General features: G+C 48.6%; 17 protein-coding genes, 1 tRNA gene and 3 pseudogenes. 13 read left to right on the top strand and 8 right to left on the bottom strand.

All coding sequences use genetic code 11. The annotated features are described in order from the left end of the window. Positions 1-75: 75 nt before the first annotated feature. Positions 76-1,086, bottom strand: a complete 1,011-nt coding sequence (gene yejK, locus HP572_RS06145) for a nucleoid-associated protein YejK (RefSeq protein WP_205542090.1) — start codon at positions 1,084-1,086, stop codon at positions 76-78. 238 nt (positions 1,087-1,324) lie between these two features. On the opposite strand from yejK, the gene HP572_RS06140 reads away from it, so the two are divergent. From HP572_RS06140 to HP572_RS06130, 3 genes are all read left to right on the top strand, one after another. After that, positions 1,325-1,555 (top strand): YejL family protein, encoded by a 231-nt coding sequence (locus HP572_RS06140; protein ID WP_005967239.1) that lies wholly within the window; start codon positions 1,325-1,327, stop codon positions 1,553-1,555. Positions 1,556-1,569: 14 nt separating this feature from the next. Next, positions 1,570-3,318 carry an LPS biosynthesis-modulating metalloenzyme YejM gene (yejM, locus tag HP572_RS06135; RefSeq protein ID WP_240585085.1) on the top strand — a complete coding sequence of 583 codons (1,749 nt, stop codon included), beginning with the start codon at positions 1,570-1,572 and terminating at the stop codon, positions 3,316-3,318. A 78-nt stretch (positions 3,319-3,396) separates the two neighbouring features. Continuing rightward, positions 3,397-3,473 (top strand) — tRNA-Pro (locus HP572_RS06130). A 488-nt stretch (positions 3,474-3,961) separates the two neighbouring features. Here the strand turns inward: HP572_RS06130 and HP572_RS06125 are convergent. Continuing rightward, entirely contained in the window at positions 3,962-4,474 is a 513-nt protein-coding gene (locus HP572_RS06125; protein WP_240585084.1) for a DUF4823 domain-containing protein, read from the bottom strand. Between the two features lie 420 nt (positions 4,475-4,894). On the opposite strand from HP572_RS06125, the pseudogene HP572_RS06120 reads away from it, so the two are divergent. The 3 genes and pseudogenes from HP572_RS06120 to HP572_RS06110 all read left to right on the top strand — a co-directional run. Continuing rightward, positions 4,895-5,091: pseudogene (locus tag HP572_RS06120) on the top strand (integrase); the annotation flags it as partial. A 37-nt stretch (positions 5,092-5,128) separates the two neighbouring features. Beyond that, positions 5,129-5,362: a CopG family ribbon-helix-helix protein gene (locus HP572_RS06115; RefSeq protein ID WP_240585083.1), complete on the top strand. Its 234-nt coding sequence runs from the start codon at positions 5,129-5,131 to the stop codon at positions 5,360-5,362. Continuing rightward, complete coding sequence (locus HP572_RS06110; protein ID WP_240585082.1) at positions 5,352-5,522, top strand: type II toxin-antitoxin system RelE/ParE family toxin; 171 nt, start codon at positions 5,352-5,354, stop codon at positions 5,520-5,522. Before HP572_RS06115 ends, HP572_RS06110 begins: the two co-directional genes overlap by 11 nt. A gap of 146 nt (positions 5,523-5,668) precedes the next feature. Here the strand turns inward: HP572_RS06110 and HP572_RS06105 are convergent, their stop codons facing one another. Beyond that, on the bottom strand, positions 5,669-7,186 hold the full coding sequence (locus HP572_RS06105; protein ID WP_240585081.1) for a hypothetical protein: 1,518 nt from the start codon (positions 7,184-7,186) through the stop codon (positions 5,669-5,671). A gap of 748 nt (positions 7,187-7,934) precedes the next feature. Between HP572_RS06105 and HP572_RS06100 the strand changes: the two genes are divergently transcribed. Next, positions 7,935-8,825, top strand: a complete 891-nt coding sequence (locus tag HP572_RS06100; protein WP_240585080.1) for an oxidoreductase — start codon at positions 7,935-7,937, stop codon at positions 8,823-8,825. Positions 8,826-9,045: 220 nt separating this feature from the next. Here the strand turns inward: HP572_RS06100 and HP572_RS06095 are convergent, their stop codons facing one another. After that, positions 9,046-9,375, bottom strand: coding sequence for a DHCW motif cupin fold protein (locus tag HP572_RS06095; RefSeq protein ID WP_240585079.1), 330 nt, complete (start codon positions 9,373-9,375; stop codon positions 9,046-9,048). A gap of 71 nt (positions 9,376-9,446) precedes the next feature. Further along, complete coding sequence (locus HP572_RS06090; protein WP_240585078.1) at positions 9,447-9,983, bottom strand: rhodanese family protein; 537 nt, start codon at positions 9,981-9,983, stop codon at positions 9,447-9,449. 407 nt (positions 9,984-10,390) lie between these two features. On the opposite strand from HP572_RS06090, the gene HP572_RS06085 reads away from it, so the two are divergent. Then, the gene (locus HP572_RS06085) at positions 10,391-11,791 is read left to right on the top strand and encodes an EmmdR/YeeO family multidrug/toxin efflux MATE transporter (RefSeq protein WP_039468820.1); all 1,401 of its coding nucleotides are present in this window, start codon (positions 10,391-10,393) and stop codon (positions 11,789-11,791) included. A gap of 44 nt (positions 11,792-11,835) precedes the next feature. Here HP572_RS06085 and HP572_RS06080 read toward each other — a convergent pair whose 3' ends face one another. Beyond that, the gene (locus HP572_RS06080; protein WP_240585077.1) at positions 11,836-13,005 is read right to left on the bottom strand and encodes an MFS transporter; all 1,170 of its coding nucleotides are present in this window, start codon (positions 13,003-13,005) and stop codon (positions 11,836-11,838) included. Between the two features lie 345 nt (positions 13,006-13,350). Further along, positions 13,351-13,866: an outer membrane protein OmpX gene (ompX, locus tag HP572_RS06075; RefSeq protein WP_014914977.1), complete on the bottom strand. Its 516-nt coding sequence runs from the start codon at positions 13,864-13,866 to the stop codon at positions 13,351-13,353. A 376-nt stretch (positions 13,867-14,242) separates the two neighbouring features. On the opposite strand from ompX, the pseudogene rhtA reads away from it, so the two are divergent. After that, positions 14,243-15,131: pseudogene (rhtA, locus tag HP572_RS06070) on the top strand (threonine/homoserine exporter RhtA). Here rhtA and HP572_RS06065 read toward each other — a convergent pair. Then, positions 15,119-15,670, bottom strand: a complete 552-nt coding sequence (locus HP572_RS06065; RefSeq protein ID WP_205550964.1) for an AAA family ATPase — start codon at positions 15,668-15,670, stop codon at positions 15,119-15,121. The pseudogene rhtA and the gene HP572_RS06065 overlap by 13 nt on opposite strands. Positions 15,671-16,008: 338 nt before the next feature. Between HP572_RS06065 and dps the strand changes: the two are divergent. The 4 genes and pseudogenes from dps to glnQ all read left to right on the top strand — a co-directional run bounded on the left by dps (position 16,009) and on the right by glnQ (position 19,057). After that, positions 16,009-16,516, top strand: a pseudogene (gene dps, locus HP572_RS06060) (DNA starvation/stationary phase protection protein Dps). A gap of 389 nt (positions 16,517-16,905) precedes the next feature. After that, positions 16,906-17,652 carry a glutamine ABC transporter substrate-binding protein GlnH gene (gene glnH / locus HP572_RS06055; RefSeq protein ID WP_240585076.1) on the top strand — a complete coding sequence of 249 codons (747 nt, stop codon included), beginning with the start codon at positions 16,906-16,908 and terminating at the stop codon, positions 17,650-17,652. 26 nt (positions 17,653-17,678) lie between these two features. Then, entirely contained in the window at positions 17,679-18,338 is a 660-nt protein-coding gene (gene glnP / locus HP572_RS06050; RefSeq protein ID WP_005972676.1) for a glutamine ABC transporter permease GlnP, read from the top strand. After that, positions 18,335-19,057 carry a glutamine ABC transporter ATP-binding protein GlnQ gene (gene glnQ, locus HP572_RS06045; protein ID WP_014914973.1) on the top strand — a complete coding sequence of 241 codons (723 nt, stop codon included), beginning with the start codon at positions 18,335-18,337 and terminating at the stop codon, positions 19,055-19,057. Before glnP ends, glnQ begins: the two co-directional genes overlap by 4 nt. Positions 19,058-19,096 lie beyond the last annotated feature (39 nt).

The raw sequence follows: 19,096 nt of genomic DNA, 5'->3' as shown, positions 1-19,096 counted from the left end.
TATCGTTTCAACCCGTTATCAGCAGCGGCCCTTTTCCTGAAATAAGAAAAAGGGCCGCGTCTTCTGGTGCGATGTCTACGACTTACCGCTGCTTGTCCGACGCTGTAACTGATCGCGCAGATTCGGTGGCGTGCCTTTAATCGTCAACGTATCCGTCGCCGGATCCCAGAAAATTCGCTCACCGAGCAATAACGCATCAAAATTCAGGCTGATACCGCCGCCGCTGCCAGCAAATTTGGTCAACTGGCGCAGTGTTCCACGATCGGCAGGGAAGCTCTCTTCCAGCTCATAGCCCTGATCGGCTGAAAACTGCTGAAAGGTTTTCTCGCCCAGCGGAGGTAGCTCCTGCGACAGCGACGCCAGCTCGATTTCCTCACCGGACTGCAACTGTTCATTGCAGTAGCTATATACCTGCTGACGGTAATTCTGGCGCTCGTTTTTATCTAACTGCGCTTCATCACAATACTCATCAACGGCTTTCAGCAAGCCACGGTTTTGTGCTTTGGTATCCAGCCCTTCTGACGCGGCCAGAAAATCCATGAAGAAGTCAGATACTTTGCGCCCAACGCGGCCTTTAAGGAAGGTCAGATAACGCGTAGATTCTGGATTGGTTTCCCATTCCGTCAAATCGATACGCGCCACGATATCGGCATGGTTGATATCCAGATAGTGCGTGGTGCTGATATCCAGCTGTTCATTAACTCGCATGCTGTTGCAGCTATTGAGCACCGATATCAATAAATACTCGACCGCCAGATAACGATACTGGCAGAACAACACGATACCGCCTTCGGCAAACGGGTACTTCGCCAGCTCATCACGCAAACGCCCGGTCGCGGCACGTGAGAAACTCAGGAAGTCCTCATCCCCTTTGCGACAAGCTCGCAGCGCATCCGCCAGCTCGCTTTGCTCATTAAACAGCCCATAGGCCTTACTCTTAGCGCTGTAGACGCGATGCAGTTCAGCCATCATCTCTTCTACTGCCGCATTGGTCGACAGCAGGGAATCACGCAACACCATTTCCAGCGTTTGTTCGTCACGTTTAATTAGCTGATGCAGGGCAATCTGGGCGATATCCAGACTCATGATAAACTCTCCTTTTGGCAAGGCGCGTATTCAAACACTGATACGAACAGCCCGCAACACATTAAAGCTGGCTCTTTACATCTGTACGCGCACTAAGCGTCTACACTACTTATTGATAAAATTCCGTTTATTGATAAAAGTACGCCAGTGATAAAAGTACGTTAATGATAAAAGTGCAGAAAAGCATAAGCCTATACGGTAAGATAAGCGACTTTACCAGCTTGAGATACGCCATTTTATGCCACAATCATCCCGTTATAGTGACGAACACGTTGAACAACTGCTTTCTGAGATGGTCAATGTTCTGGAAAAGCACCACGCCCCAACCGATCTTGCTTTGATGGTGCTCGGTAACATGGTGACGAACCTGATTAACACCAGCATCGCACCTGCACAACGTCAGGTTCTGGCGCGTTCTTTCGCTGAAGCCCTGCAGGCTTCGATTAAAAAAGCCGATAAAGCTCACTAAGTTTTGACCAACGTATGGTAACCAACCGTCAGCGCTACCGCGAAAAAGTCTCCCAGATGATCAGTTGGGGACACTGGTTCGCCTTATTCAACATTTTGCTCACTTTGGGGCTGGGTAGCCGCTACCTGTTTGTTGCCGATTGGCCGACGTCCCTGTTCGGTCGACTTTACGCGCTGGTTAGCTGGCTTGGTCATTTTAGCTTTATCGTCTTTGCCGCCTATCTGCTGGTCATCTTCCCGCTCACGTTTATTGTGATGTCGCAGCGCCTGCTGCGGTTCCTGTCTGCGGCGCTGGCAACGGCCGGGCTGACGATACTGTTAGTGGATGTTGAAGTCTTTACACGCTTTCACCTGCACCTTAACAGCACCGTTTGGGAACTCGTCGTCAACCCCGGACAGGGTGAGATTGCCCGCGACTGGCAGTGGATGTTTATCGGCATTCCGTTGATTTTCATGGCGGAAATGCTGTTCGGCACCTGGTGCTGGCAAAAGCTCCGCAGCCTGAACCGCCGCCACTTTGGCAAACCGCTGGCGGGCGTTTTCATCTCGGCGTTCTTCGCATCGCATCTGATGTACATCTGGGCCGATGCGAACTTCTATCGCCCGATTACCATGCAGCGCGCCAACCTGCCGTTGTCTTATCCGATGACGGCACGTCGTTTTCTGGAAAAACATGGTCTGCTGGATGCACAGGAATATCAGCGTCGCCTAACGCAGCAGGGTAATCCTGAAGCCATGACGGTGGAGTATCCGCTCAGTAACATCACCTTCCGCGATAGCGGCAGCGGATACAACCTGCTGATGGTGATGATCGACGATACACAGCCCGACGCCATACAAAACCGGATGCCTAACCTGTCGCGTTTCGCCGCGGAAAACGTGCGCTTCAGTGACCATTACGATTCAGGTTCTCAGCCAGACGCCGCCTTGTTTAACCTGTTTTACGGCCTCTCGACGACCTATATGGACGGCATTCTGAGCGCGCGTAAACCTTCTGCCTTGATCACCGCGTTAAGCCAGCAGGGTTATCAGTTCGGGCTATTTTCAGCAAACGGCTTCAACAGCCCGCTTTATCGTCAGGCGCTGCTTTCTGATTTCTCCTTACCTGCGCCGCAGCAGCAAAGCGGCGATGCCATCATCACGCAATGGCAGGAATGGCTCAGTCGCGATAATAACCCGGCTCCTTGGTTCTCTTACGTTGAACTGAGCAGCGCACCGAAAACCGCAGATGGCAAAGGCACTGAATCAAACGGCCGCATGAATATTCAGGACGTTGACCGCCAGATTGGGCAAATCATTAGTACCCTGCAGGAAAAAAACATTCTGAATAACACGGTCGTGATTGTGACAACCGCACAAAACCAGAATGCTAATGCCAGCAACGGGGCACGTTTCGCCCGTACCCAGTGGCAAACGCCGCTCATTGTTCACTGGCCGAACACGCCTGTGCAGACCATTACGAAAATGACGGATAACAAAGACGTCATGACCACATTGATGCAGCGCCTGCTCCACGTTAAAAACAGCACGGATGACTATTCACAGGGCGAAGATTTGTTCTCGGCCCAGCGACGCTACCCGTGGTTGATTAACGGCAACGGCGGCACGCTGCTCATCACTACGCAGGATCAGCTCATCGTCTTGGAAAGCAACGGCAACTACCGGGCTTACGACACGGCGGGAAATCGGCTGAATGATGAAAAACCGCAGCTTGCCCTACTCTTGCAGGTACTAACAAACGAAAGACGCTTTATTGCCAACTAACTGCCTAAATCTAAAGCAGTCGTTCCATCCGGCTATTGCAATAAGGTCAGGAAAAGGTAGTATAAATGCCCATAGCATCGGCACGTAGCGCAGCCTGGTAGCGCACCGTCATGGGGTGTCGGGGGTCGGAGGTTCAAATCCTCTCGTGCCGACCAAATTTCCCCAGAAAAACCAACCTCTTACGGTTGGTTTTTTTTATACCTTAAATTTGCCGATGGTAAAACAATGGTAAAATGATGGTAAAACCACTGACGGAAGGAACCGAAAGAATGAGACAAATCGACTATCACGGAACGACGATCTGCGTACTCGACGACAACACACTCACCAATTGCCCTGTCGGATCATGCGCAGTTATTGAAGATTCGGGGCGCTATGTCGCAGTGCACGTCGGAGAAACTGACACACCGAAAATTCCATATTGATCCTATCTCTATCCTCACAGTCACCTCAAAGTAATGATTGTAGGAAATCGGAAGAAACTCGCAGAAGATACGAGATACAGAGTTTTCTGTGGTCCTGCACTTCATGATAACTCGCTGGATAAAAACAGATTTTTTCGTAAATTAATTGTGGAGCATTAAACTCCTTATCTAATTAATAAGCTATCCAGCACCCATCTATAGGGTGCTGAGTACTTTATTTAGTATAGAGAAGCAACATACTCACTTACTGGGGCAGGTAATAAATCTTGAGGGTGATCTCCACCGAACGTTGCAAATTTACTTTTCCCAGACAGGATCACTGAGGACAATAGTTTCTGGTTATCAGCCTTATAGATAGTTATTTTTACTTCCATCTTATCAGGAATGCCAGACCATTCTGTCGCTCTATCTTCCCAATGAAGAATTTGAGGAACTATATAATATCCATCAGATACTGGTGATTTTGACACTAAGCAATTCATATTGCTGCATTCAGAAATGGTTTTTACATTGTCGCTATAACGTAAAAATGCGGCTTTAATAACGTTTGCTGTGCTGCTCCCAGAACCAGCGTACTCTTGTGTAGAGTAGATACCGTTAGCTGGGACAGCTATTACAATCTCTTTATTTTTGATGAGTAACTCTTCATTTTTTTGTATTGCCGTAGAATTGTACTTAGCAGAACAGCCAGCAAGAAAAATAATGCTAAAAGCGATAAAAAATTTCCTCATGTTATTTTCTTTTCTTAAAAGAAGAATAATTATTATATCTATGTAACCTTATAGGAGTGCTTACTACCAAATGTAAGATTGATACTTATCAGATTGAAATTTTAACTCTCCCAAACGTTGTTTATAACTGACCAGCTTTATATCTCACATTACCACTATTTGACCAGCAAACCTGCTTAACTATCTGCACTGACCGGATAACTCCAGTTTCATTGAAGGCAAGCAAGAATCAGCCTGTTAGATAGAAAAATCCTGTTAAAGAAAGGAGGGAAATCTATTCGCTACGTTAGCACGGACTGTAAGCACTACTCACTTTAGTTTCACACATTTTTTAAGATTTCCATTTTTTGACTGGGCCTACCTGTCGGTTATTGCCATAGCAGCGCATAAGTTTCCATTTCACCTAGGCCGTAAATCTTTATACAGGCCAGCGGCAAACTGAAAACCGTCAAGCGAGTGAGCCAGCGAATTAACGAGGTAATGGATTATGCGGTTAGCTCCGTCGGATTCCCGCTAACCCCGCAGCTAAGATCCACAAAGCCTTTCAGACGCCGGTTAAAACCCATATGCCAACTATCTGCCCAAAGGCATTACCTCGCTTGATGAAAACACTATCATGACTACTACCAGCAGCATGGCGCTGCGGTATCAATATTGGCCTTTGCTGCCTCACTTTATCAGCTAGGAAAAAATGCGCTGGCTAAAGCTACGGGACACACCCGCTCTTTTCTGGCCGGACAAGCCATTGAAGACTATCTTGCACGGGAAGCCTGGCAGATAGCAGAGATCGAGCAAGCCATAAAAGAAGCCGATGCAGGTGATTTTGTCTCACCAGATGAGATGAACAATCTATTTAAAAAATTAGGTACGGCAAGGCATGGAAATTAAATGGTTACGTAAAGCCGCGGCCAATTTAGAAGCCGAGTACCTCTATATCGAGCAAGACGATCCATTGGCTGCCAGCCAGTTCATAGATGAAGTCCAAAGATTAACGGAATTACTACTGCAACAGCCGGCAATGGGAAGACCAAGCCCCCAGAACACGTGAACTGCTCCAGATTCTACGCGTCTTTCATACGCACAGGCGTTTACCATCAAAATGGTGAAAAACCACCTTTCAGGGTTTTAACGAATGTATATTCACCAACTAACCGCCACAGAGCCATGAAAAACGGCAAAAAACATAACCAACAATCAAGATCGCCTGGTTGCGGTGCGGTTGATACGAACAATGCCATCCGAACCAGCATACAGGCCATTGGCTCCGGCCGCTTCCGCCGTGGCAGGTAACACGGGTAAGCGAATCGTATAGTCGGATAAGTATACTGACTGTACTTCGCTTCCGTCATATAGCACGTTGAGTGACATACCAATCCTGTTTGTATGACTGCCGCTTTCGGTACGAATCATGGCAGCACCGTATGCATTTCCCAATGCGATGTATGCAGAATCAGCATTAGCCTTCCACGCATTTTTATTCAGTATTTCCAGGCCAAGCCCCCGCATACGTGAAATAGCGTTATTAACACCAACCGTCGCCCCTTCGTTGACCAACGTCAGTCCCTGTAATTGAGACCCCGAGCCAAGCACAGTACCTAGCGAGATATTTGTTGCGACACAATTCATTACACGAATGCCATAGTCGGAGCTAGGGCTTACACTAAATAACTGCCTCTTATTATCACCCGAATTATTGATGAAGTGGATATTTGAAAGCGTCAGCCCGGTAAACGCCGATGCAGCAACAACGGCGAAGAGAGTCTGTGTTGATGTTGATTTATTGGCGAACCAACCATTCGATAACGCGCAATGGCCACCATTGGTGAACTCGAAGAAGCGTTCTGAGCAAAAATCGAACTGGAAGTTGCTAATAAATAGTGCAGTAACCCAAGTTCCTTTTATCGGCAGTGCGATATTTGCAGTATCAATGTTAGTCACATACACCCCTTCCGTGTGATATCTGTTCTTGGGGTGTGGGGTATTGGAAAAATTTAGCAGCGTTGCCGCGTAAGCATAATAACCGCCATCGATGGTGTTATTTACACAGTAGTTAAAATCCCAAACAATTCCTGTCTCTCCTTCAGGATCGATGTCAATACGATTATTCGACCACGATGATTCTTTAACGTTATACATTTCCCAAAATTTACCGATGGTGCCCGCCGTCCCGGTGCTCACATTCCTATTAAATCGGCAATTTAATGTGTTTGTCATCTTAAAAACAGACGTTACAGACGTATTCCTCGGAGGCTTATCGAATGCACAGTCTTCAAAAACCAAACCTGATAGGGTGCAATTAAACATCAGCGGCAAAACAACTTCACCTGCGGCAAAGAATGGGGCGAATCTCACCCCTTTAAATTTTGCAGATGTACGATCGGTAGTCAGTTGTAATGCAGCGACATAAATTGCTTTCATGTCGCTGAGCACTGTTGAATCAGGCGGTAAATTATCCAGCATAAACTCGACTGCTGCCGTTTGATTCTTACCATCCGAAAGAATCCCCCAGTTGCGGGTATGTGTGATTGGCCAACCATTTAACAGCCCGATGCACCGATAATTATCATCAGGAGACATTTCTAATGTGGTATGTGGCAGTGTTCCTTCATAGATGTAATACATATCATTGAATTTAACAGCATCAGTTTTGTTCTCTATTAAAATACCAGAGCCAACGCTACCGACACGTTTAAATGGTGATAAGCCAATCACCTGTTGAACACTCCCGTCGAATGGGGTATTTACAAGAGCGGCCCCTACTCCTTCGCCCGAGCTTGCCAGAGCATGTCTGAGTGCTGTATCACCGGCGTTCTTCCAGACGTTGCTACCTACACCGCCAGTTGACTCAAGTGTCGAACTGGCGGGAGCAACTTTGGGCAGCGGTCCGTCCCATCAGTAACGTTCCCCATCGCTTTCGCTGAAGAGAGCTTCGTTAGAATTACAGACGGAATTATCCAATTCAAAAGACTTCTTCGTGATATCGCCATAAGTCATCATCGCCCTGTTGACAGTCATATTGATGCCAACAGTGTACGATGACGAATACCTAGACGTTCAACCTAAAATTCGTCACGAGAATTTACAGCCCCATCAACAATCTGTGTATTATTTAACCAGTCTTCGTAATCGCAGGATTAATCACATCATCGTGGGTATAACAAGTCGTTTCAGCGGAAAATATTGTTAGCCAGCTAAATCCGGTTGAGGTTTGGGATATTTGGCTATAGATAAAGGCACTATATAAAAACTTAAGCTATTTGTTGCGTTGCGAAGGCTTTCAGATCTTATAATTCAGCAAGCATGAGCCATTTTCACGATTTGGCCTACGGTCTGGATCTACGCTGCTACAGAAGCCCCCAGCTCCGCAAGAGCCAAACGTTAACGCGAAGAACCATGCTGCCGTGTATGATGACTACCACTGGCACACTGATAATGGGTTATCAAATAAGGAGAATACGGCATGTCTACCCTTACTACGATTGCTCTGATTGGTCCGGGCGCTATCGGAACCACTATCGCTGCTGCACTCCATGAAGTTAACCGCACGCCGATCCTTTGCGGGCGCACCGCACATCCACAGTTAATTCTGCGTCACGACCACGGTGAAATTGTGGTGCAAGGTCCGGTATTGCATCATCCGACGGCGATTAACCACCCATTCGACCTGGTGTTTATCGCGGTGAAAACCACTCAGGTCGCTGACAGTGCCAACTGGCTCGCCGCGCTGTGCGATGAACATACCGTAGTATGCGCACTGCAAAATGGTGTCGAGCAAAAAAAACAGCTAAAACCCTATGTCAACGGCGCAACGATATTACCTTCAATAGTATGGTTTCCTGCTCAGCGTGAACCGGATGCCTCCGTCTGGCTCCGTGCCAAACCGCGCTTGACGCTGCCGGATGTGTCGCAAGCAATTCAGGTAGCCGCTGCGCTGAGCGGCACGCTCTGCGACGTTGAGCTTTCGGCAGATTTTATCTCCCTAGCCTGGCGAAAACTGTTACAGAATGCTGTCGCTGGTCTGATGGTACTTGCAAATCGTCGTGCCGGAATGTTCTCACGCGTGGATATTACTGAGCTGGCACACGCTTATCTGAGTGAGTGTCTAACGGTAGCACGTGCGGAAGGAGCAGCACTGAACGATAACGTTCCACAGGAGATCATTAATGGCTTTCATCATGCACCAGCGGATCTTGGCACCTCCATTCTCGCCGATCGTCAGGCCAACCGCCCACTGGAATGGGATATCCGCAACGGTGTGGTGCAGCGCTGTGGCCGTTCACATGGTATTCCTACGCCGATTAGTGACGTGTTGGTGCCGCTGCTGGCGGCAGGAAGTGAAGGGCCAGGTTAATTCGTTAATTTAAGGGGTGTTTGTAAGACGACAACATGCTGTTTAGATAAGGTTCAATACATGGTTAACCAGAGTAACGCGAGTATTAATCATAAAGTCGATCAACAAGTTTTGCCAACAATAGGTTTAACAAGCCAATTATCACCGATAAAAGAATGGGCAGAATGAGGCTAACTAAAATCGAGGGCTAATCTCCGTACTCTGGGTTAGCCCTCTGGCATCAATCGACAACAAACAGCTTGGCACCCGTCTCGGTGTAGGAGCGATGGGATTCCGCGTTATCCGCAACCTGATAGCTCATTCCCGGTTTGAGGACAAAAACACGTCCATCGTCCAATTCCGTGTGAAGTTCACCTTCAAGGCACAGCAGAATATGCCCTTTAGAGCACCAGTGATCGGCCAGATAGCCTGGCGTGTACTCAACAATACGAACTCGAATGTTATCAAAACGCTGCGTTCGCCAATAGGCGATCCCCGTGTCTCCCCGGTGCTCGGTGGGCTCTATTTGCGACCAGTCAGTCGTACCAAACGGAATGTTTTTCATGTCCATATTACTGCCCCTATTCTTTAACGTTATCGGTTAACACTCCGCTTACTCTTCCGGCAAGCTATCCCGGCACATCAGCGTTTGGTGCCACGGTTCCACGGCATTTTCATCAACAGTTTTGCCATGCCACAAAAACCCGTAATCCCTGCAAACAGCAGTCCTACTCCTACAAAACCAGAAAGCAGGAAGAAAGCGCTGTTTACGCTGTAACCCAGTAATACACCACCCAGAATAAGTACGCCAGCGGCGATTTGAACCTGCCGCATGAGTTCAATCGGCTGTTTACGATTCACTTCCGTCGGAAATCCTGCTTTTTTCCATGCCGTCATTCCCCCTTCCAGAAGAAATACCGTTGCGGGGGAAACAGCCTGCGCCAGCAAGCCGGCATTCTGTTCCGAGCGCATGCCGGACAAACAATGGAAAATCACAACCTGTTCTTCTTTGTCATCATCAGGAAGGACATACCCAGCAGAGGAATTCAGCGGGTGCAACCTTGCCTGTGCGATGTGCTCGCGGGCATATTCTTCCGGCTGGCGAATATCAATGAGCACCGCACCTTCATCTAACAATTTACGGGCCTGAGCAGGTGAGATAGCAAGTGGCGTTGGCATGGTCGTGATCCTCTTTTTGAACCGCTGAAACCCGTCATCATGCATCATTCAACGTGGTATTCAGTCAGCAAGGAAGGTGATATCGCTGATTGTTTGCGTGCCACCATTAATTTAGATAAATCTAATTAAGTAAAATCTAAATTAAATGATGGACACGCGCAACAACTTTCCACGCGGAGAAAGCAATCCAGACTGGACATCGATTTAGCGGCTGATACTCTGTAAACAGAAACGCTATTTTAAAAAACAGCCATGCTGCCACGATCGTACAAAATGGATCAGTAATGGTATGGATAAGTCACTGTATGCACATAAGTACCGTGCAAAAATAATGTTATTTGTGAGCCACCTTGTGGCTCTGTTTACCGTGCCGACTGGGAAACTTGAGATACCGCCAAGATCGTTTCATGAAAAAATTAAAAGACACAGACTGGTATAAAAAGCGTTACTCCAACCGCGTCCTCTTCTGGAGAGAAATCTCACCGCTCGCCTTCCCGATCTTTATTGAAGGTCTTTGCGTCGTGTTGATGGGGGTTTTCAGCACCTTCCTGGTCAGTTGGCTGGGGAAAGAGGCCATGGCAGCCGTCGGTCTGGCTGATAGCTTCAATATGGTCATCATCGCGTTCTTTACCGCCGTCGCATTGGGAACCGCCGTTGTTGTCGCGTTTAGCCTGGGACAACGCAATAGAAAGCAGGCACGATCGGCCGCTCGTCAGTCGATGTCACTGCTGGTTTTGTCATCGTTTCTGTTAGTCGCACTGGTTGAATTCGCCGGCTCAGCAATTATCGATCTGATCGCAGGACAGGCCGACGTACAGGTTAAAGCACTTGCCCTCACGTTCCTTCGCTGGACGGTGTGGGGCTATCCTGCTGTCGCTATCGCGCTGGTAGGCTGCGGCGCGTTGCGGGGCGCGGGCAATACCAAGTTGCCGATGGTCATCAACATTGGAATGAATATTCTCAATATTGGCATCAGTAGCCTGCTGATTTATGGGGCATTTTCCTGGGATGGCCTTGGTTTTGTTGGCGCGGGCATTGGTATTACCATTTCACGCTATATCGGTGCGGTATTCGTGATTCTGACGCTAATGCACGGTTTTAATGGTGCGCTGCGCATTCCCTTCAAGTCTTACTTTGCGCCTTTTACCCTGTCGATCCTCTATGAAGTGCTCAGTATCGGTATTCCCGCCAGCATTGAATCCGTGATGTTTAACATCGGCAAGCTGATTACCCAGCGTTTTGTGGCAGATATGGGGACTGAGGTCATTGCCGGAAACTTTATCGCTTTCTCTATCTCAACGCTGATCAACCTTCCCGGTAATTCACTCGGCGCGGCCGCCACCATTATCGTTGGTACACGGCTGGGGAAAGGCCAAATCATGCAGTCCACCCGCCAGTTGAAGCACATCTTCTGGCTCTCCAATATCGGACTGTGCGTACTTGCCGTCCTGTCGGTGCCCAGCGCCAGCTTTTTGGCGTCGTTTTACACCAATGAGCCGGAAGTTATCGAAGTGGCAAAACATCTCCTGTGGCTCAACGCGCTATTTATGCCGATCTGGGCGGCGTCCTGGGTGCTTCCTGCCGGTCTAAAAGGCGCGAAAGACGCCAGCTACACCATGTGGGTAGCAATGGCAGGCATGTGGGGATGTCGAGTCATCGCGGGATATATCCTCGGCGTGATGCTCGGTTTTGGCGTGATCGGCGTGTGGATGGGGATGTTCTTTGACTGGATTGTCCGCGGATTCTTCTATTACCGCCGTCTGATGAGCGGACGCTGGCTATGGCGCTATCGCCCCCCAACAAATTGATGATAGCGAGCGGTTTTCCGCTCGCTTACAACACCACAAACCGCTTAGCGACTCGTACTCTTCACCGGAGCAAAACGGGTCGCCATGATAATCAACACGACCACACCAACAGTCATAATCATCCAGGCCTGCTCCAGACCTGCCGTATGCTGACGAATGAAACCGGCCAGCAGCGGCATCAGGCTGGCGAGGATGTAGCCACCGCCCTGCACAAAGCCCATCAGTGAACCGGTTTTATGTGATTCGGTTACCTGATCCAACGCCACGATGAGCGATAGCGGGAACAGTGCACCAATGCCAACGCCCAACATGATAATAATGGGATACGTAAACGTCAGCGGCGCCACAATCAACCCAATCATTCCCACCAGCATCACGGTCAGGATAGGAAGCAACAGCTTGCGGCGATCGGGAAAACGGTTGATGAACGTTGATACCAGCAGGCCGGAAATCACTTCGGTCAGCGTTAATCCGCCCAACATCAGGCCGCTTTGCGTCGCATCTAACCCCAATTGAATGTAATACGGTGGCAGCCATGCCAGTACCAGCGTATACGCCCCCGTACCAATGCCGAAGAACACCATCAGCAGCCAGTCCATTCCGCTTCGGCGCGTTGCTACGACAGCCACTGCATCCTGCTTCACGGTATACGCTTTAGGAATACACCGCCAGGCCACCGCAGCCACTAGCGCGACCATTCCCCAGCAGGCCAGCGCATTTTGCCAGCCCCACGCATTTGCCAGCGGAGAAACCGATGACGCCGCAAACGCCGCACCGGTCATAATCGCCGTGGTATAAAAGCCCATGAGGAGACTGCTATGGCGACCAAAATGGAGCTTGATGAACGATGGCACCAGCGCCTGAATCAAGGCAATCCCGACTCCGGCAAGCCCAGCGCTAACCAGCAGCGCAATACCGCTATTCAGCCACCAGCGGGCACTACACGCCAAGGCAATGACCACAATACCCAGCGTGATTCCCCGGTATTCACCCAGACGCGCCTGCAACTGGCCGCCATATAGCGCGCACCACCCCATAGCGAACACCGGGAGCGTAGTTAACATTCCCGCCATGCTGTCATCCAGGCCCGTTGCAGCCTGAATCTGATTCAGCAATGGGCCAATCCCCGCCAGAACAGGACGTAAATTTAGTCCCAACAGGATAATTGTGAAGAACAGAAAAGCCCGCGTGCGGGCCGTTGATGTCACTACCATGTATAACCTCAATAGCTTGAGTAAATCACTACAACTTGATGAACATTATCTTCACATAAAGAATCTTAACGTCAAGATAAAATCTTATGGCAGACCGATACCGCATGAATTTGATCAACGGTAGCAAGAAGGACTGGATATCGACCAACTGGAAAGTGGCTGGATAAATGACTGATGATACTCATCGCTGATTTAGACAAATAGCCGTAAAAAAACGTCGCTTGCGACGGTCCGCAGGGTGGCGGGCAGGAAGCTTGCCATAAAAAAATCCGCCCTAAAAAGAGCGGATTCTTTCGACACATCTAACAACCAACACTGAGGGTAAACAACCCCTACAGGGCTAGATTAGAAACGGTAACCTACGCCAACAGCCCAGGCACCAACGTCAACACTGCGGATACGGCTTTGTTCGTAACCCACATCCAGAGCAACGTCCTGCATTGGGTTGAACTGAACGCCCGCACCGTAGGTGAAGCCGTAATCGTCGTTGCTGCTGTTGTTCAGACCGTTGGTCGCGTTATTCGTTACTTTACCGTGGCTGAAACCAACAACACCATACAGGCTTGCCCAGTCATTCAGACGGTAAGCTGGACCCGCAGTGAAGCCCATGTACTGACCTTTGCTGTACAGACCGTTATCGCTACCGTTTTTTTCCAGGTAGGTGAATGAGCTAATAACGCCCAGTGGGTTATTATCTTGCTCGTAACGATATTTCAGGTTAAAGCCTTTAACTTTATTTTGTACGCCCTGAGCATCACCTTGAGCATAGCCTGCAGTTACAGTGCTTTGACCAGCAAATGCAGAACCTGCGCCAACGGCTAATACACAAGCCAGAGCGGAAAGACACGCGATTTTTTTCATATTTACAGCCTCAAATTCATTTTATGAAAGACTAACTAACGGAGTAAATATAACAAAGAAATTCGGGACTTGCCGCCCTATAAATATTTATCAATTAGGCTTTAGATGTAACAAATATTGTCAAAATCGACCTATCACGCTAATTACATTGAGTTTTTTATTGTGACAGTTAGATTAAAAATAAATTCACCACGGTGCTGTAAAACAGATAATTCCGAATCACCCGCTCAGTTTGTATGCTAATTATATTGCACAAAAACACGCCAGTTAAATGGTACGTAAATAAAGGTCAATAAAAGTCAATTCATACCAGACAAATTGTTTACAATTGGATATAATAGCAACGGAACGTTATACCTGTTTTAAGGCCAAAAGAATGACCTTATTTTCCCACCGCTCGTCATCATTTGTACCTGTCTTGCTCATCATTATCTCGATGCTTTCTATCCAAAGCGGTGCCGCCCTGGCCAAAAGCCTGTTTCCACTCATTGGAGCCACTGGCGTCACAGCACTGCGTCTGGGAATTGGTACGATCATTCTGTGCATCATCTTTAAACCGTGGCGTATGCGATTTAGCAGTAACCGCCTGCCGCTGCTGGTGTATGGCATAACACTGGGCGGGATGAATTTTCTGTTCTACCTGTCATTACAGACGGTGCCGCTTGGCATTGCTGTCGCACTGGAATTCACCGGCCCACTTGCCGTTGCGATGTTAGCCTCACGCAGACCGATTGATTTTCTGTGGGTTTTTCTGGCCGTTGCTGGGCTATGGTTCTTGTTGCCGCTGGGCCACAATATCGGCAATGTTGACTTAACGGGTGCAGCTTGCGCCGTGGGTGCCGGTGCCTGTTGGGCACTTTATATTCTGTTTGGGCAAAAAGCGGGGGCAAATCACGGGCCGGGAACCGTTGCTATCGGCTCCTGTATTGCTGCGCTGATCTTCTTGCCCTATTGGTACGTATTACGCCGAGAGCACGCTGTTTTCGCTCTCTATACTCCCGCTCGGTATTGCTATCGCCATCCTGTCCACCGCACTTCCTTATTCTCTGGAAATGGTGGCATTAACCCGGCTGCCCGCCAGAACGTTCAGCACGCTGATGAGTATGGAACCCGCTATTGCCGCCCTCTCCGGGATTCTTTTTCTCGGCGAACATTTATCGTTTATTCAGTGGATGGCGCTGATCTTTATTATCATCGCGTCAATCGGTGCAACGCTGACAATCAAACCAGCGGGTGCAGCCAAAGTAACGACTCAAGCCGAATGAGTGTGTATTTCCTTGGGGAAGTGTTGCAGAAAAGTTTCACATTCCCGAGGAGAACGCAAAGTAATAAAACGGATATGGCGATAACGAGGATCGGCTAAATCCGCCAAATACCGTTTCTGGTTTCTTGAATAGGTTTTTATTGTCCAGAGGATAATTGAATCCCGGCTAAGGAAACTACGGAGAAAAGATTCTTTATTACCCGTGCCGCTCCAGAGCTCCTCTTTACGCCATGCCCGAAGAAAGGCACGCCGTACCGCCTGAAAAAGCGTGCGACTAAAGCTGTAATCGACCCAAATCACGACATCAACATTACGCCATTTGATATCACGCGTTCGATTATAGTTGCCATCCAACACCCAGCTGTCAGGCTCCAGCGTGCTTTCAAGCCGTTGAAAGAAATCGGCATCCGTCCGTTCTTGCCAATCTTTTAACCAAAACAGTGCATCCATTTCAATGTACGGAATAGCCAGCTTTTCAGACAAGCGACGAGCAAGCGTAGATTTGCCACTTCCACTGGTACCAATAATATTCACTCTCATTCGCCACGACTCCTTTTACTCGTACACAGTATATTTCAAGATGAAAGCGATGCCGTCATTCTATTTAAGAAGCAGAGAATAATAACTATTTTCATCTAACCAGTGATGATATTTATCAATATATGACATTATGTTTCAGTAGTAATTAAAACATTACCTTCACATCACCGCTGCCACATTATTGATATCAGAGAAATCCTGACTACAAATACCCACACCATCGTTATGCTATAGCTATCCATTTGATAGGTGATTCTTTTCAGTATTAATTTTTATCGCTGCTATAATTAGTCACATTGAACAGCAAGACTATCAATAATTAAAGAGAGGATACTATTATGCCTACCGCTAAACTCGTGAAATCAGTACCGTCCGAACTGCTTTACACTCGTAATGATTTGGACGATAGCGTTAAGACCTCGACGATCGCTCTGTTAAACCAACTGGTTGTTGATTTCATTGACCTGTCATTGATTACCAAACAGGCGCACTGGAACATGCGCGGTGCAAACTTTATCGCCGTTCATGAAATGCTGGATGGCTTCCGCACCTCGATTATTGATCATCAGGATACCATCGCCGAGCGCGTGGTGCAGATAGGCGGTGTTGCGCTGGGTACTGTGCAAATCGTGGGTAAACAATCGCACCTCACTGAAAAGCTACCCAACCAATATCCATAGCGTTCAGGATCATCTTAAAGCGCTGGCCGAACGCTATGCGATTGTTGCCAACAACGTACGCAAAGCCATTGGTAAAACGGAAGATGAGGCCTCTGCGGACATTCTAACCGCCGCGTCACGCGATCTGGATCAGTTCCTGTGGTTCATTGAATCAAACATCGAATAATCGGCGTTATCATCCCGCGACGCGTTCAAGGCTGCTTAGGCAGCCTTTTTTCTGCCAGTCACCCGACTCAAACCGCCCTCTTTCTTAGCCCAACCCGCACAAACCACGCATTTTATCCGTTAAGACGCTCAAAAAATTAGCTTTTGCCCGTATTAATTGGTCATAACGCTAATCAACGGTTGTTTCCCTTCTGTAAATCAGTTAATCATAGCAGCGCCTTGCCTGTGAGAATCGGAGGTGAAAATTTCACCGCTGGCAGGGCAATAAATAAAGCAACAGGTTAAGTACAACGCAGGGTAACTGACCCAGGTTTCACTTTCGTACGATGTACTATGCTTAAAACGCCTGTAAAACAAAAAGCTCCCACAACTGCTAATAGGAAGGGTTTGATGAAATCACTACTTAAGGCCTCTTTGGCTGCACTGACGCTAATGATGAGCGTATCTAGCTATGCTGCTGAGAAAGAACTGATTGTCGCAACAGACACCGCTTTTGTCCCTTTTGAATTCAAACAAGGCGACAAGTACGTCGGTTTTGACATCGACCTCTGGGATGCTATCGCTAAACAGCTCGACCTGAAGTACACCCTGAAGCCAATGGACTTCGGCGGCATTATTCCCGCACTGCAAACACGTAACATCGATCTGGCGCTTGCAGGCATTACGATTACTGAAGAGCGTAAAAAAGCAATCGATTTCTCTGACGGCTATTACAACAGCGGCCTGTTGGTAATGGTCAAAGCGGACAACAACGACATCAAAGGCGAGCAGGATTTGGCGGGCAAAGTCGTTGCAGTGAAGAACGGCACAGGTTCCGTTGATTACGCGAAAGCCAATATCAAAACCAAAGACCTGCGCCAGTTCCCGAATATCGACAACGCCTACATGGAACTGGGCACCAACCGTGCTGACGCCGTGCTGCACGACACGCCAAATATCCTCTACTTCATCAAAACCGCAGGCAACGGCCAGTTTAAAGCGGTAGGTGACTCCATTAAAGCCCAGCAATACGGCATCGCGTTCCCGAAAGGCAGCAACGAGCTGCGTGAAAAAGTGAACGGCGCCCTGAAAACACTGCGTGAAAACGGCACTTATGCTGAGATCTACAAGAAGTGGTTTGGCGTAGAACCTAAGTAATTGCCGATTTAATCTGGAGATATTCCATGCAGTTTGACTGGAGCGCCATTTGGCCTTCTCTGCCCCTCCTGATGGAAGGGGCAAAAATGACGTTGTTGATTTCTGTTCTGGGTCTGCTTGGCGGCCTGGTGATTGGCGTGGTCGCGGGTTTTGCCCGCGCCTACGGCGGCTGGTTTTCCAGCCGCATTTCGCTCGTTTTTATTGAAATTATCCGCGGCACCCCGATCGTTGTGCAGGTGATGTTTATTTACTTCGCCTTGCCGATGATTTTCACCTCCGTACGAATCGATCCTTTTGCCGCCGCCGTCGTCACCATCATGATTAACTCTGGTGCTTACATCGCGGAAATCACCCGTGGCTCGGTATTGTCGATTCATAACGGCTTTCGTGAAGCGGGTCTGGCGCTTGGGCTGTCTCGCAGCGCGACGTTACGCCATGTGATTGCCCCACTCGCCCTGCGTCGCATGCTGCCGCCACTGGGTAACCAGTGGATTATCAGCATCAAAGATACGTCACTGTTTATTGTCATCGGCGTGGCTGAACTCACGCGTTCAGGTCAGGAAATCATCGCGGGCAACTTCCGTGCGCTGGAAATCTGGACTGCGGTTGCCATTATTTACCTGTGCATCACGCTGGTACTCAGCTTTATTCTGCGTCGTCTGGAAAGAAGACTTAAGATTATATGATTGAATTTAAAAACGTATCCAAACACTTTGGCAAGACACAGGTCTTACACAATATCGATCTCACCATCGGTCAGGGTGAAGTGGTGGTCATCATCGGGCCTTCGGGTTCCGGTAAATCCACGCTGCTGCGCTGCATCAACAAGCTGGAAGAAATTACCAGCGGTGAATTGGTTGTAGATGGCCTTAAGGTAAACGATCCGCGCGTTGACGAGCGTTTAATCCGTCAGGAAGCAGGAATGGTATTCCAGCAGTTCTATCTGTTCCCGCATCTTACCGCGCTGGAAAACGTCGCGTTCGGTCCTATTCGGGTTCGCGGCGCGAGTAAAGCCGATGCCGAGAAGCTGGCGCTGGAATTACTGGCGAAAGTGGGTCTGTCAGAACGCGCGCATCATTACCCTTCCGAGCTTTCCGGTGGTCAACAGCAGCGTGTGGCCATCGCCCGCGCATTAGCGGTTAAACCGAAGCTGATGCTGTTTGATGAGCCGACCTCTGCACTCGACCCGGAACTGCGTCATGAAGTGCTGACCGTCATGAAAGATCTGGCAGAAGAAGGCATGACGATGGTGATCGTCACTCACGAAGTGGGCTTTGCCCATAAAGTGGCTTCGCGTCTGATCTTTATTGATAAAGGCCGCATCGCAGAAGATGGCGACCCGGAAACACTGATTACGAATCCACCCAGCGACCGTCTGCGTGAATTCCTGCAACACGTATCTTGATCAACAAGGGGGCTTTCGCCCCCTTTCTCTTACTTGTAA

The organism is Pectobacterium sp. PL64, from assembly GCF_022477975.1.
In the GTDB taxonomy this organism is placed as follows: domain Bacteria; phylum Pseudomonadota; class Gammaproteobacteria; order Enterobacterales; family Enterobacteriaceae; genus Pectobacterium; species Pectobacterium jejuense.
This window is presented reverse-complemented; position numbering and strand designations above follow the sequence as displayed.